Source organism: Ruegeria sp. BI12 (assembly GCF_056537985.1).
Genome location: NZ_JBQFSL010000010.1, coordinates 1 through 502 on the forward strand (window position 1 = coordinate 1; position 502 = coordinate 502).

Annotated in this window: 1 protein-coding gene; it reads left to right on the forward strand. The window is 54.6% G+C overall.

Annotated features, from left to right (window positions below; translation table 11 throughout):
* The coding region (locus ACR0AK_RS22890; protein ID WP_480795113.1) for a hypothetical protein at window positions 1-502 on the forward strand (502 nt) is incomplete at both ends.

Genomic DNA, 502 nt, shown 5'->3' on the forward strand with positions numbered 1-502 from the left:
TCACGGCTACTGGCATTGTGGCGGGTGGAGATGAGGGTATTGATGTCCGCCACAATGGTGATGGTTTACTATCGGTTACAGCCAACGATGTAACCGGCGGTAATACTGGTGTTTTAGCCCGTCACTTTGGTGACGGCGCAGTTTCGGTCACGACGGCTGGAGCTGTGACGGGTGGTACTGACGGGATTAAGGTTGCCATCCTCAACACTCCCGATGAAGGTGATGGTACTCCGAGCACGAGCACGGGTTCGATCGCGATCCTGGCGGAAGACCGTGTGACTGGTGGCGATGATGGTATTTTTGTCGAACATGAAGGGGTCAGCGGTGATATCACTATTGTTGCCCAGGATGTCACAGGAACAGCCAGTGATGGCGTGTACGCGCGCCATGAGGGCGATGGCTCGATAGCAATCACGGCTACTGGCATTGTGGCGGGTGGAGATGAGGGTATTGATGTCCGCCACAATGGTGATGGTTTACTATCGGTTACAGCCAACGATGT